Source organism: Rhizobium sp. 05L419 (genome assembly GCF_056397845.1).
In genome coordinates, this window is record NZ_JBFTOF010000004.1 from 55,350 (window position 1) to 67,155 (window position 11,806).

At 60.0% G+C, this 11,806-nt stretch carries 15 protein-coding genes; 10 read left to right on the forward strand and 5 right to left on the reverse strand.

Translation table 11 applies throughout. The annotated features are described in order from the left end of the window. Nucleotides 1–5 precede the first annotated feature (5 nt). The 3 genes from AC1DMK_RS06300 to ispG all read left to right on the forward strand — a co-directional run bounded on the left by AC1DMK_RS06300 (nt 6) and on the right by ispG (nt 3,384). The gene (locus AC1DMK_RS06300; RefSeq protein WP_037059434.1) at nt 6–782 is read left to right on the forward strand and encodes a DeoR/GlpR family DNA-binding transcription regulator; all 777 of its coding nucleotides are present in this window, start codon (nt 6–8) and stop codon (nt 780–782) included. 59 nt (nt 783–841) lie between these two features. Continuing rightward, nucleotides 842–2,035 (forward strand): MFS transporter, encoded by a 1,194-nt coding sequence (locus AC1DMK_RS06305; protein WP_477857786.1) that lies wholly within the window; start codon nt 842–844, stop codon nt 2,033–2,035. A gap of 98 nt (nt 2,036–2,133) precedes the next feature. After that, the gene (gene ispG / locus AC1DMK_RS06310) at nt 2,134–3,384 is read left to right on the forward strand and encodes a flavodoxin-dependent (E)-4-hydroxy-3-methylbut-2-enyl-diphosphate synthase (protein ID WP_477857788.1); all 1,251 of its coding nucleotides are present in this window, start codon (nt 2,134–2,136) and stop codon (nt 3,382–3,384) included. A 13-nt stretch (nt 3,385–3,397) separates the two neighbouring features. Here the strand turns inward: ispG and AC1DMK_RS06315 are convergent, their stop codons facing one another. Beyond that, entirely contained in the window at nt 3,398–4,036 is a 639-nt protein-coding gene (locus AC1DMK_RS06315; RefSeq protein ID WP_037058982.1) for a LysE family translocator, read from the reverse strand. Nucleotides 4,037–4,171: 135 nt separating this feature from the next. Beyond that, complete coding sequence (locus AC1DMK_RS06320) at nt 4,172–5,086, reverse strand: polyprenyl synthetase family protein (RefSeq protein ID WP_477857789.1); 915 nt, start codon at nt 5,084–5,086, stop codon at nt 4,172–4,174. A gap of 134 nt (nt 5,087–5,220) precedes the next feature. On the opposite strand from AC1DMK_RS06320, the gene mtgA reads away from it, so the two are divergent. From mtgA to AC1DMK_RS06345, 5 genes are all read left to right on the forward strand, one after another. Then, nucleotides 5,221–5,967, forward strand: coding sequence for a monofunctional biosynthetic peptidoglycan transglycosylase (gene mtgA, locus AC1DMK_RS06325; protein ID WP_196246729.1), 747 nt, complete (start codon nt 5,221–5,223; stop codon nt 5,965–5,967). A 97-nt stretch (nt 5,968–6,064) separates the two neighbouring features. Next, nucleotides 6,065–6,811, forward strand: coding sequence for a DUF1868 domain-containing protein (locus tag AC1DMK_RS06330; RefSeq protein WP_477857790.1), 747 nt, complete (start codon nt 6,065–6,067; stop codon nt 6,809–6,811). Then, entirely contained in the window at nt 6,799–7,446 is a 648-nt protein-coding gene (locus AC1DMK_RS06335; protein ID WP_037058986.1) for a glutathione S-transferase family protein, read from the forward strand. Before AC1DMK_RS06330 ends, AC1DMK_RS06335 begins: the two co-directional genes overlap by 13 nt. A gap of 156 nt (nt 7,447–7,602) precedes the next feature. Then, entirely contained in the window at nt 7,603–7,788 is a 186-nt protein-coding gene (gene rpmF, locus AC1DMK_RS06340; RefSeq protein ID WP_003543812.1) for a 50S ribosomal protein L32, read from the forward strand. Between the two features lie 143 nt (nt 7,789–7,931). Further along, the gene (locus AC1DMK_RS06345) at nt 7,932–8,339 is read left to right on the forward strand and encodes a hypothetical protein (RefSeq protein WP_037058988.1); all 408 of its coding nucleotides are present in this window, start codon (nt 7,932–7,934) and stop codon (nt 8,337–8,339) included. A gap of 69 nt (nt 8,340–8,408) precedes the next feature. On the opposite strand, the gene phaR is transcribed toward AC1DMK_RS06345, so the two are convergent. Then, complete coding sequence (gene phaR, locus AC1DMK_RS06350) at nt 8,409–8,981, reverse strand: polyhydroxyalkanoate synthesis repressor PhaR (RefSeq protein ID WP_037058989.1); 573 nt, start codon at nt 8,979–8,981, stop codon at nt 8,409–8,411. A gap of 237 nt (nt 8,982–9,218) precedes the next feature. Between phaR and AC1DMK_RS06355 the strand changes: the two genes are divergently transcribed. Together AC1DMK_RS06355 and phbB are read left to right on the forward strand one after the other, a co-directional pair. Then, a complete protein-coding gene (locus AC1DMK_RS06355; RefSeq protein ID WP_477857794.1) occupies nt 9,219–10,400 on the forward strand; it encodes an acetyl-CoA C-acetyltransferase in 1,182 nt (393 codons plus the stop codon). 69 nt (nt 10,401–10,469) lie between these two features. Next, complete coding sequence (phbB, locus tag AC1DMK_RS06360) at nt 10,470–11,195, forward strand: acetoacetyl-CoA reductase (RefSeq protein ID WP_477857796.1); 726 nt, start codon at nt 10,470–10,472, stop codon at nt 11,193–11,195. 96 nt (nt 11,196–11,291) lie between these two features. Here the strand turns inward: phbB and AC1DMK_RS06365 are convergent, their stop codons facing one another. Continuing rightward, complete coding sequence (locus AC1DMK_RS06365; protein WP_477857798.1) at nt 11,292–11,444, reverse strand: hypothetical protein; 153 nt, start codon at nt 11,442–11,444, stop codon at nt 11,292–11,294. Between the two features lie 84 nt (nt 11,445–11,528). Beyond that, nucleotides 11,529–11,675 carry a hypothetical protein gene (locus AC1DMK_RS06370; protein ID WP_196246725.1) on the reverse strand — a complete coding sequence of 49 codons (147 nt, stop codon included), beginning with the start codon at nt 11,673–11,675 and terminating at the stop codon, nt 11,529–11,531. Nucleotides 11,676–11,806: the final 131 nt, after the last annotated feature.

Sequence of the window (11,806 nt, forward strand, 5' to 3'; positions counted from 1 at the left end):
TGAACATGAGCGAACTTCTTTTGCAGGAGCGGCAGAGTGCCATCCTGGGCAAGTTGAACATCCATGGCCGGGTTCTGGCTGGTGAACTTGCGGCGGAATTCGGCGTATCCGAAGACACGGTTCGCCGGGATCTCCGCGAGATGGCCGCGGCCGGGCTTTGCGAGCGCGTCTACGGCGGCGCGCTGCCGGTTTCGCCTGTTGCCACGAGCCTGAACCAACGCATGAGCATGGCACGGGATCGCAAGCAGGCATTGGCGCTTGCCGCCGTGTCTGAGATTTCGCCCGGAGCAACAGTCTTTTTCGATGCCGGAAGTACAAATCTCGCCATCGCGGCGGCCCTGCCTGACGACATGGCGTTGACAGCGGCAACGAATGCGCCGGCGATCGCTGCGGCGTTGATCGACAAGCCTTTGGTCAACGTGATTCTGATCGGCGGCCTCGTCGACAGACAGGTTGGCGGCGCGCTGGGTGCCAAGGCCAGGCGCGACATGGAATCGTTGTCGCCCGACCTTTGTATTCTGGGCGCGTGCGGTATCGATCTTGCGGCCGGGGTCACCGCCATCGGCTTCGAGGACGCGGAGTTCAAACGCTTCGCGGCATCAAGAAGCAAGACGGTCCTGGTTGCCGTCACCTCGGAAAAGTTCGCAACGGCCGCACCGCACAGCGTCCTGTCGGTGGCGCATTGCGACTGTCTGGTGGTGGAGCGAGACGCCGATCCAGACATGCTGGTGCGCTATCGTGATCAAGGATGCAGAACGATCGTGGCCGGCGAGGCGATATAATTCAAGTTCAGTCAGCAGCGGGGCAAGATACGCGCCGCGCGCGCATATTGGGAAGAATCATGGACCATCAGGTGAATACAGCTCCGGTTACCAGGAGCGGCTTCGTGACGAAAAGCAGGGCGGCCGTTTCGCTGCTGTTCCTCATGAACGGCTTCTTCGTCGGCTGCTGGGCCCCGAAAATTCCGGAATTCGCCGAGCGGCTGCAGCTCAGCAAGTTCCAGCTCGGGCTGATGATCCTGGTCTTCGGCGTCGGCTCGCTGACGCTTATGCCGATCGCCGGCGGGCAGATCGCCCGCCACGGTTCGCGGCTCGTGGTTCAGGTCGCCGCCGTCTGCCTTTTGCCGTGTCTGCTCGCGCTGACGATTTCGCCAAATGTCGTCACCGGCGCAATCTCGATCTTCCTGTTCGGCGGGTTCATCGGCGCGATGGACGTTGCCATGAACGCCAACGCGGTGGCCGTGGAGAAGTCCATGCGGCGGGCGATCATGTCGTCCTGTCATGCTTTCTGGAGCCTTGGCGGCCTGATCGGCGCGGCCCTGGGCGGCCTCCTGATCGCCAAACTCGGCGTCCTCTGGCACGCGGGACTTGCAACGCTTCTTGCCGCCACCATCCTGGGCGTCGCTTGGACCATGATCTATGCCGACCCGCCACATCCCGATGAGAAAAAGGAAAAGACACGGGCGCCGATGGTGCCGCTGCCTTGGCTGCTCGGTCTCATGGCGCTGTTTTCCATGGTCCCGGAAGGCGCGGTGCTGGATTGGGGCGCGCTCTATCTGCGCCAGGAACTTGGCGCATCGGTCGCTCTTTCCGGCTTCGGTTTTGCGGCCTTCTCGCTGACGATGGCCATCATGCGCTTTGCCGGCGATCTTGTCCGCGACCGGTTCGGCGGTGTCAAAACGCTGAGAATCTGCACCCTCTTCGCCATTGCCGGCATGCTGTTTGCGGCACTCGCGCCGAGTGCGGAAATTGCGATCATCGGCTTTGCGCTGTGCGGCGTCGGCATTTCGAACATGGTTCCGATCGCCTTTTCGGCTGCCGGCAATATTCCCGGACTGAAGAACGGCATCGGTCTCTCGGTGGTAACGACGATGGGTTACTCCGGAATGCTGGTAGCGCCTTCCGCCATCGGTTTCGTCGCTGAGCATACCGGCTTCGGCGTCGTCTTCATGGCGCTTCCGGTCCTGCTTGTCGTCGTGCTTTTGTTTTCGAGCCTGGCGCGCTACGCCGACGGCATTTCGGGTGGCGGTCACTGAGGCTGGCGCCCAAGCAAAAGTGATGCACCGGGCGGTTGACAACAAAGCGGGCATGATCCACCTGAAAGAGACGAATTTTAGGGGTTTAAGAACTCTATATGTCTTCTGCTGCAGATTTTGATCCGAAAGCGCGCCGCGCATCGGTCGCCGTCGACGTCGGCGGCGTCATCGTGGGCGGTGGTGCGCCTGTCGTCGTGCAATCGATGACCAATACCGATACCGCCGATATCGATTCAACCGTCGCTCAGGTGGCCGCGCTGTTCAGGGCGGGCTCGGAGCTGGTGCGTATCACCGTCGATCGCGACGAGAGTGCTGCCGCCGTGCCGAAGATCCGCGAGCGGCTGCTGCGGCTGGGCATGGACGTGCCGCTCATCGGCGATTTCCACTACATCGGCCACAAGCTGCTTGCCGATCATCCGGCGTGCGCCGAAGCATTGGCGAAATACCGCATCAATCCCGGCAACGTCGGCTTCAAGGACAAGAAGGACAAGCAGTTCGCCGAAATCATCGAGATGGCGATCCGCTACGACAAGCCGGTCCGCATCGGGGTTAACTGGGGATCGCTCGACCAGGATCTTTTGACAGCCCTGATGGACAAGAACGCGGATGCGGGCTCACCGCTTTCGGCGCGCCAGGTGACGCGCGAGGCGATCGTGCAGTCGGCGCTTATTTCTGCCAATCTGGCCGAAGAGATCGGCCTGCCGCGCAACCGTATCATCCTCTCGGCCAAGGTCAGCCAGGTGCAGGACCTGATTGCCGTCTATTCGATGCTGTCGGAGCGCTCGGACCATGCGCTGCATCTCGGTTTGACCGAGGCCGGCATGGGAACGAAGGGCATTGTCGCTTCGTCTGCCGCCATGGGCTACGTGCTACAGCATGGCATCGGGGACACGATCCGCGTTTCGCTGACGCCTGAGCCGAATGGCGACCGGACGCGCGAAGTGCAGGTCGCGCAGGAACTGCTGCAGGTCATGGGGTTTCGTCAGTTCGTGCCCGTCGTCGCCGCTTGTCCGGGCTGCGGCCGCACCACCTCGACGGTCTTCCAGGAGCTGGCGCAGAACATTCAAAACGATCTGCGCAAGAACATGCCGGTCTGGCGCGACAAGTATCCGGGCGTCGAGGCGCTGAACGTTGCGGTCATGGGCTGCATCGTCAACGGACCAGGCGAAAGCAAACATGCCGATATCGGCATCTCGCTGCCGGGCACAGGTGAAACGCCGGCTGCCCCTGTCTTCATCGACGGGAGCAAGGCTCTGACGCTGCGTGGTCCGAACATCGCTTCGGATTTCGAGGCACTGGTGGCCGATTACATCGAAAAGCGTTTCGGGCAGAAAACGGCTGCGGAGTAGCAGCCTCCAGCCGTCAGATGCGGCTGGTCAGCAGCTTCAGTCCCGCAAAGCAGTAGAAGGCCGCCATCGCGCCTTCTATCCAGCGCCGCAGGCCGCGGTAGACCTTCAAGGCGTGCGGTGTGGAGAAGAGCAGCGCATAGCCCATGAAGACGGTGAAGCCCGTCGCCATGCATACTGCGATGATCAGGCCCGCGACGGATGCCGGGGCACCTTGCGGCATGCCAAGCGCGATGATCGCGAGCCACGCGAAAATGGCCTTCGGATTGGTGACATGAATGCCGTAGCCCCGCAGCAGCAATGCCCGCGTCGACAGGCTCTTTTGCACGACAGTGCGCGGCAGATCATCGTTTGAACGCACGGCCCTGAACGCCTTGTAGGCGAGGTAGAGCAGATAGAGACCGCCGAAGATCTTCAGGATCTCCAGCGCTATCGCGTAGGTCTGGAGAATCGTCGCCAGGCCGAGCGCCGCCGCACAGGCCCAGGTGAAGGAGCCTGCGAATATGCCCAGCGAGATGGTCATGCCGGCCTTTCGGCCATGCATCATCGAGGTCGATACGATCGCCATGATTGCCGGCCCCGGGCTGATGACGGCGATCAGATAGGCGACGTAGGCGGGTAGGATCTGCGGCAGGTAGGTCAGGGTCTCACGCATCTTGCGTCTCGTACTTAGGTGGCGGGCAGGTTGTCGGAGCGCGCTGGTTCTCGTCCATTTCTAGGCCCGGTTGCCAGGCGCCGACAAGAGACAGTGCCTCTCGCCCAGCCCGGAATATTGTCCCCGTGACGCTTTTCAGCTCTTGCGCTTGGCGATGAACCGGGCCGCTTCGGCCAGAACAGCGCCCTTTTCGGCATAGGGCGACAGCAGCGCTTCGGCCTCGCTTACGTGTTCCCCAAGCATAGCCTCCGCCCAGCACAGGCCATGCAGGCCGACCAGCGTTCCCTTGCCGCGGCCGGCGTCCTTGCCGGTTGCCTTGCCCATCGTGGCTGCATCCGCGGTCAGGTCGAGAATGTCGTCGGCCAGCTGGAAGGCGAGGCCGATCTTTTCTCCAAAGCGGCGCAGCCTCGCACGGTCGTCTGCCGCCGCGCCGGCGACGATCGCGCCGGCCTCGCAGGCGAAGCGGATGAGCGCGCCTGTCTTCATCGCCTGCAGCGTGACGATGCCGTCCTCGTCCGGGGATTGCTTTTCGGCGGCAAGGTCGAGCGCCTGTCCGCCCGCCATGCCGCCAATGCCGGCGGCGCGCGCGAGCGCCAGAATGAGGCCAACCTTGCTGGCGTCAGGCAAGGCAGTCTGCTCAGAGGCAATGATGTCGAAGGCGTAGGTGAGCAGGCTGTCGCCCGCAAGGATCGCGGTCGCTTCATCGAAGGCGATATGCGCCGTCGGCTTGCCACGGCGCAGATCGTCGTTGTCCATGGCCGGCAGATCGTCGTGGACGAGCGAATAGCAGTGCACGCATTCGAGCGCAGCACCTACTCTCAAGGCTGACTGCCTGTTGCCGCCGAGCAAAGCTGCCGTTTCGACGACCAGAAACGGCCGCAGGCGCTTGCCGCCGTTCAAGACCGCATAGTGCATGGCCGAACGCAGGCGCTCCGGACGAGCGATTTCGTCATCGAAAACCTTTGCCGACAGCAGCGCATCCAGCTGGGTCTCGATTTCGCGCGCGCTCGCAGCCAGTCTCGTTTCGAATGCTTTGAAATTTGCGTTCATGGCGCGTTGTTTGGCATGGGCGGCCTCCGGCTTGCAACGGAATTGTCGATGAAGCAGGCAAGATTTCCTTTGTCTCTGGCAATGGCAGTTTGCAGGCGGTATGGAGAATGAGGGAACGTGACTGGGTCGGGGATTTGGACATAGCGCCGGATAGAGAGGACAGCATGGCCGTGCCGCCTTATAGGCAGGCGCTGCTTTGGCTGAAGGATCGCTCGACTATGATGCGCATTGTTCTTGCGATCGCCGCTCTTCTCGTTCTTCCCTACGTCCTGATCTTCCTCTACCTGCTGCCCTTCATCCATCCCGTCTCCACGCTGATGTTGCGTGATCTGGCGCTCCTGCGCGGCTATGATCGCCAGTGGGTTTCGATCGACAAGATCTCGCCGGTTCTGGTGCAGTCGGTGATGATGTCGGAGGATGGGCAGTATTGTTTTCACGGCGGTGTCGATTGGGACGAGATGCGGATGCTGGTCACCGACACGCTCGCAGGCAAGTCGACGCGTGGCGGCAGCACTATTCCCATGCAGACGGCCAAGAACCTGTTCTTGTGGAATAGCCGCTCCTTCGTTCGCAAGGCCATGGAGCTGCCGCTGGCCGTCACCGGCGACTTCGTGTGGTCGAAGCGTCGCCTGATGGAGATTTATCTCAACATCGCGGAATGGGGCCCCGGGATTTACGGCATCGAGGCTGCAGCGCGCTATCACTTCAAGGTACCTGCGTCGAAGCTCACCAGTCGCCAGGCCGCACTTCTGGCGGTCTCGCTGCCCAATCCGATCGACCGCAATGCGGGCAAGCCCGGCAGAGGGCTGCGCAGGCTGGCCGCCGTGATCGAACGGCGCGCGCGGGGCTCGGGCGAATACATCAGATGTATTTATGATTGACATGAGAAGATGTCGTTGGTGACGACAGGTGTCATCTGGCATTCGTGGTTGAGACGTATGGACGGGCCTCCCGCCAGCAACGACCGGACGCCCAGCGATGATCACCGCCCTTTCCCCAGCGCTTTTGGACTATTCTGAAACGCACAATCCAGATCCGCCAAAACATCTTGGTACGCGCTACGACGAAAGCGGAACCTTTCTGCGCGAGCCCGGCAATACCGTCGTCTGCCACCTGGTCGAAGGATCGGCATCACAACGCGCAATCGTCGACGCACGGCAGCGCCTGTTGAAAATGCCGCAGGCATCGCAGTTCGCATTCACCCCCATTCCCAGCCTGCACATGACGCTGTTCCAAGGCATCATCGAGCATCGCCGCACATTGCCCTACTGGCCGCGGGATATTGCGCTTGATACCGAGATCGATGGCATGACCGATCTCTATCTCGATCGGCTTCGGTCTTTCGCGGCGCTTGAGCCGTTCCGCGTCGGCGTGAGCGAGGTGACTCCGGCTGGATTGACCGTTGAAGGCCTAAACGCAGGCGACCGGCAGACGATGCAGGCCTGGCGCGACGCTCTTGCCGATGTCTTCGGCTACCGGCATCCCGACCATGGCAGCTATGTCTTTCATATCACCTTCTGCTATCCGATAAGCTGGCTCAGCGAGGCGGCGCTGCCTTTATGGCAGGCGATGCTCGATGCTGCGCTGGACGCGTTGCGCCGGACCGCATCCGTTATAGAATTGAAACCGCCGGCCTTCTGCAGTTTTAGGGATATGAACCAATTCGAAGAGCGGCTCGTGTTTGATAGAGCCATGCAACAGGAGAGAGCCCGTTGGATAGACTGACGCTTTATATTGGCAACAAGAACTATTCTTCCTGGTCCTTCCGCCCATGGATCGCCATGACTGCGGCAGGCGTTCCGTTCGAGGAAGTCCTTGTCCCCTTTGACTTTGCGGCTGGAAATCCACGGCTCAAGGAATTTTCGCCGACCGGGCAGGTGCCAGTTCTTCAGCATGGCGATCTTCGCGTCTGGCAGTCTCTGGCGATCATCGAATATGTTGCCGAGCTCTTTCCGGAAGCGGAAATCTGGCCCAAGGAGCGCGACAAACGTGCTGTGGCGCGAGCGGTTTCGATGGAGATGCTTTCCAGCTTCAGGGCTCTGCGCAGCGCCTTGCCGATGAACATCCGGCGGGCGAAGGGCAAGATCGCGCTGGCAGATGGTGTGATGGCCGATGTTGCCCGCATCGAAACGATCTGGCGGGATCTGCGCGCGCATTCGGGAGGACCATTTCTGTTCGGCGCCTTTTGCGGGGCCGACGCGATGTTTGCGCCTGTCGTCAGCCGGCTCGATGTATATGATCTGGTGACAGCGGGCGACACATTGAGCTATATGACTGCGGTAAAGGCGCATCCTGCCTGGAAGGCCTGGGAAGCAGCGGCGCGCGCCGAACCCTGGGTCGTCGAGGAAGACGAGGTCTGATGGCGGAATCGTCAGATTCTCAAAAAATAAAGCTGGGGACTGGTCAAGCCCCTCCAAGGCATGTATAAGCGCGCAAAATTTCCGAAATCGCGATACGTCGTTTCGGCCGCCAGTCTGGCCGTTGGATGTGTTCGCCTGTGAAGTGGAGTAAGAGAAATGGCTGTACCGAAGAGAAAAACGAGCCCGTCCAAGCGCGGTATGCGCCGCTCTGCAGACGCACTGAAGGCTCCGACCTACGTTGAAGACAAGAACTCCGGCGAACTGCGTCGCCCGCACCATATCGATCTGAAGACCGGCATGTACCGCGGCCGCCAGGTTCTGACGCCGAAGGAAAGCGCATAATACTTTATGCGTTCTGCTTCAGCAGGATTTGCGAGGTCGGCCACGTGCCGGCCTTTTGCTTTTTCAGCAAATATACTCATTGATGTCTTGAAGTGACATGGCGGTTTACGGCACTATTCTTCTGTCGAGGGAGAATCTGCCATATGCTTAATGCTGTTCCGCTGATGATCGTACCTTTTATTCTCTATAATCTGGCAATGTTGGGCTTGATGGGCGGCGGAGGTCTTCCGTCACTGCACAACGATTTGTTCGTTCTCTCGATGATTTCGGGTGCCATATGGAGCATGTCGCTCGGCGATCTGTTTATCGTCGTTGCGCTCGTCGTGCTGTTCTTCGATATACTGAGGGCGACCCTCAACTCTCGCGGCAGCCTTGCCAACCACATGCTGTCGATGTTGGTCTTCATTGCGTTTCTGGTCGAGTTTCTTCTCGTCCAGGATGCTGCAACGCAGGTCTTCTTCATTCTGCTGACAATTGCGCTGATCGACGTCGTCGGCGGCTTTGCCGTGTCGATCCGCAGCGCGGGACGGGATGTTTCGATCGGGCTCTGAGGCGCCGCCCGCGGCTCACATCCCGTCAAGCTGCCGAGCTTGAAGAGATGTGCGCTCGGGCATGACCCGTTAGAGGCTGTCGAGCTTGCTCTGAAGCGCGCGCAGCTGTTCCTTCAGCTCGTCGATGTCTTTTGCTTCCGCTTTGCGGCTCTCCTTGGCGGGCGGCGTCATGAAGGGCGAAAACATTTGCATGGCCTGCTGGAACATCTCGGTGTTGCGACGCACCTGCTCTTCCACCATCTGTATCGGCAACTGCAGGTTCTTCGTCAGTGGCGTTTCGCCGAAAGCACGCGTTACCTGCTCGCGCATCTGCGATTGCTGCTCCGTGAAGGCGCGCATCGAATGCTCCAGAAAGCTCGGAACGACCATCTGCATCTGGTCGCCGTAATAGGTAATCAGCTGGCGAAGGAATGAAATCGGCAGGAGCGTATTGCCCGTCTTGGATTCCTGCTCGAAAATAATCTGCGTCAGTACAGAGTGAGTGATGTCATCACCGCTCTTGGCGTCCTGGACCGTAAAATCCTCCCCCTTCTTGACCATCTCCGCCAGGTCTTCCAGCGTCACATACGTGCTGGTGCCCGTGTTGTAGAGGCGGCGATTGGCGTATTTCTTGATTACGATCTGACCCTCATTCTTCGCCATATCAGTCTCCCAAAACCCGTCTGATTGTCATGAAAATTCCTCCACTTGAGAATGTAGACGCAAAAGAAGCTCGGTGACAATCTCTTTGTGCGATGCGGCAACCCCTTTTGCGGCAGGCATAATTTGCCAGAATGTAAGTTGTTGCTAAAATTAGCGGATAGACTCTTGCCGTTTGACTTGGGGATGAAGCTTTGTCAGTTTCAACCCATATGTGGTGGAGTTAATGAGGAGACCGTCATGTCCAGTCCGTCCATCGTCATCGCCAGTGCCGGCCGTACCGCGGTTGGTTCGTTCAACGGCGCTTTTGCAACTGTTCCGGCTCATGAGTTGGGGGCAGCTGTCGTCAAGGGAGTACTTGAAAGAGCGGGTGTTGAAGCCGGGGAGGTGGATGAGGTCATTCTCGGCCAGGTTCTGCCAGCGGGAGAGGGCCAAAACCCCGCGCGCCAGGCCGCAATGAAGGCCGGGGTTCCGAAGGAGGCGACGGCCTGGGGCGTCAACCAGCTCTGCGGTTCCGGTCTTCGCGCTGTGGCACTCGGCATGCAGCAGATCGCCCTTGGGGACGCGAAAATCATCGTGGCAGGTGGCCAGGAATCCATGTCGATGGCGCCGCACGCAGCGCATCTGCGCGGCGGCGTCAAGATGGGCGACATGAAGATGATCGACACGATGATCAAGGATGGTCTTACCGATGCCTTTTATGGCTATCACATGGGCGTGACGGCTGAGAACATCGCCCGTCAGTGGCAGCTCTCTCGCGATGATCAGGACCAGTTTGCCGTGTCCTCGCAGAACAAGGCCGAAGCTGCGCAGAAGGCCGGGCGCTTCAAGGACGAGATCATTCCCTACCTCATCCAGACCCGCAAGGGCGATGTGACGGTGGATGCCGACGAATATATCCGCCATGGCGCCACGATGGAAGCGATGGCGAAACTTCGCCCTGCGTTCGACAAGGACGGTACCGTTACGGCGGCCAATGCGTCGGGCCTGAACGATGGTGCCGCGGCCGCCGTTCTCATGACGGAGGCGGAGGCGTCCAGGCGCGGCATTCAGCCGCTTGCCCGGATCGTGTCCTGGGCCACTGCGGGCGTCGACCCGCAGGTTATGGGAACCGGCCCGATCCCGGCATCGCGCAAGGCGCTGGAGAAGGCCGGCTGGTCGGTCAGCGACCTCGATCTGATCGAGGCGAACGAGGCGTTTGCGGCTCAGGCCTGCGCCGTCAACAAGGATCTCGGATGGGATAGCGCGATCGTAAACGTCAATGGCGGTGCCATTGCGATCGGGCATCCGATCGGCGCATCCGGCGCCCGCATTCTCAATACGCTGCTGTTTGAGATGAAGCGCCGCGGTGCCAAGAAGGGACTTGCGACGCTCTGCATCGGCGGCGGCATGGGCGTTGCGATGTGTTTCGAAGCACTTTGAATAGCCTGCATTTCATGTCTTGATGGAGCTCCACAAGATAGTGGAGCCTTAAATAGGGGGAAGCGGAACATGAGCAGAGTAGCTGTTGTCACCGGCGGTACGCGAGGCATCGGCGCCGCAATTTCCATGGCGTTGAAGAATGCCGGCTATAAGGTTGCTGCCAATTATGCCGGCAATGATGAGAAGGCGAGGGCCTTCCATGACGCGACGGGCATCCCGGTGTTCAAGTGGGACGTGTCCGACTACGGCGCTTGCGGCGAAGGCATTGCCAAGGTGGAGGCGGAACTCGGCCCCGTGGAAGTGCTCGTCAACAATGCGGGCATCACACGGGACGCCATGTTCCACAAGATGACGCCGCAGCAGTGGCACGAGGTGGTCAACACCAACCTGACGGGGCTCTTCAACGTGACGCACCGCGTGTGGGGTGGCATGCGTGAGCGCAGCTTCGGACGCATCGTCAACATCTCTTCGATCAACGGCCAGAAGGGCCAGATGKGGCAGGCGAACTATTCCGCTGCGAAGGCGGGCGATCTTGGATTTACCAAGGCGCTGGCTCAGGAAGGGGCAGCCAAGAATATTACCGTCAACGCGATCTGCCCTGGCTACATCGGCACGGAGATGGTTCTTGCTGTTCCGGAAAAGGTCTTGAACGAACGGATCATTCCGCAAATTCCGGTGGGGCGGCTCGGAGAGCCCGAGGAAGTCGCACGCTGCGTCGTCTTTCTCGTCTCCGACGATGCCGGCTTCATCACCGGTTCGACGCTGAGCGCCAATGGCGGACAGCTTTTCGTCTAGAGCAATTCCAGCAAAAGTGCATAGCGGTTTTGCGTTTGGAATTGCGTGAAAACAAAAGGTTAGAGCGTTTTCGCGATTCGGAGAAAAGCGGAAACTCTAGCGAATCGAGGCGGTAGGATCGCCGTCGCGGCTGTCGACTTGCTGCGAATAGCTGCGTGGCGTGCTGCGCGTTTCATATGGATTGATTGAGGCGGCATAGGCTGCGAGCGCGATCGTCAGGAATGCGGCCGCGCCGATGATTCTGGTCATGTTGATACCTCCGATTCCGGTGAGAGCATTCGTGCTGCCGGGCGGTGTCGATATTGGGGCCAATTTGAGGAATTATTCGGTCACTCAACCGTTTGGTTGTTGCCGATCTCTGACCCTGACCGGAACCTTCTGCATCGCCTGCGTCTGGCGGCGCGATGCGGCAGCCGCCGTCACAATAAAACTGGCCGCGACGAGGATGGCGACCGCCGAATTCAAGATGATCTGAGCCATGGAAGCATTCCTTTTCAAGCGCCCCGGCTTATGATTGCGCCGACGCTGTTCATTGAGGAAATATGCGCTCGCGGCCCGCGGTTCGATAGATTGACCTTTGGCGACCGACTGTCAGTGCAATGTTGACAATC